Annotated in this window: 1 protein-coding gene; it reads left to right on the top strand. The window is 53.2% G+C overall.

Annotation, left to right across the window (positions count from 1 at the left end):
* A partial coding sequence (gene tuf, locus MWU61_RS19635) for an elongation factor Tu (protein ID WP_247130172.1) occupies positions 1 to 1,106 on the top strand: 1,106 nt, incomplete at both ends.

Genomic DNA, 1,106 nt, shown 5'->3' with positions numbered 1-1,106 from the left:
ATGGCTAAGGAAAAGTTTGAACGCACGAAACCGCACGTCAACATCGGTACAATCGGCCACGTTGACCACGGTAAAACGACGCTGACAGCGGCGATTACAAAGTACTTTGGCGACTTCCAAGACTACGACCAGATCGACGGCGCGCCAGAAGAAAAAGCACGTGGTATCACGATCTCTACTGCGCACGTTGAGTATGAGACTGAAACACGTCACTACGCACACGTTGACTGCCCAGGTCACGCCGACTACGTGAAAAACATGATCACCGGTGCTGCCCAAATGGACGGCGCGATCCTGGTTGTGAACGCAGCAGACGGCCCAATGCCACAGACACGCGAGCACATCCTGCTCGGCCGTCAGGTTGGCATCCCGTACATGGTTGTTTACATGAACAAAGTTGACCAGGTTGACGACGAAGAGTTGTTGGAACTGGTTGAAATGGAAATCCGTGAGTTGCTGTCTTCTTACGAATACCCAGGCGACGACATTCCAGTGGTTCCAGGCTCTGCTCTGGCAGCGATGGAAGAGCGTGACGACAACATCGGTAAAGACTCAATCGTTGCTCTGATGGCAGCTGTTGACGACTACATCCCGACACCTGCACGTGCGGTTGATATGCCGTTCCTGCTGCCAGTTGAGGACGTGTTCTCAATCTCTGGTCGTGGTACAGTTGTAACTGGCCGTGTTGAGCGTGGCGTTGTGAACGTTGGCGACGAACTGTCCATCGTTGGTATCCGTGAAACACAGAAAACAACATGTACTGGCGTTGAAATGTTCCGCAAGCTGCTTGATCGCGGTGAAGCAGGCGACAACGTTGGCGTTCTGCTGCGCGGCATCGACCGTGACGGCGTTGAGCGTGGTCAGGTTCTGTGTAAGCCAGGTTCCGTGAACCCGCACACAAAGTTCGAAGCAGAAGCCTATATTCTGACAAAAGAAGAAGGCGGTCGTCACACACCATTCTTCGCGAACTACCGTCCACAGTTCTACTTCCGTACAACTGACGTGACAGGCACTGTTGTTCTTCCAGAAGGCACAGAAATGGTCATGCCGGGCGACAACCTGAAGTTCAACGTTGAACTGATCGCTCCAATCGCCATGGAAGACGG

Origin of the sequence: Loktanella sp. F6476L (assembly GCF_023015725.1) — a bacterium.
In the GTDB taxonomy this organism is placed as follows: Bacteria; Pseudomonadota; Alphaproteobacteria; order Rhodobacterales; family Rhodobacteraceae; genus Yoonia.
The sequence above is the reverse complement of the archived record's forward strand: the minus strand, read 5'-3'. Positions and strand labels throughout refer to the sequence as shown.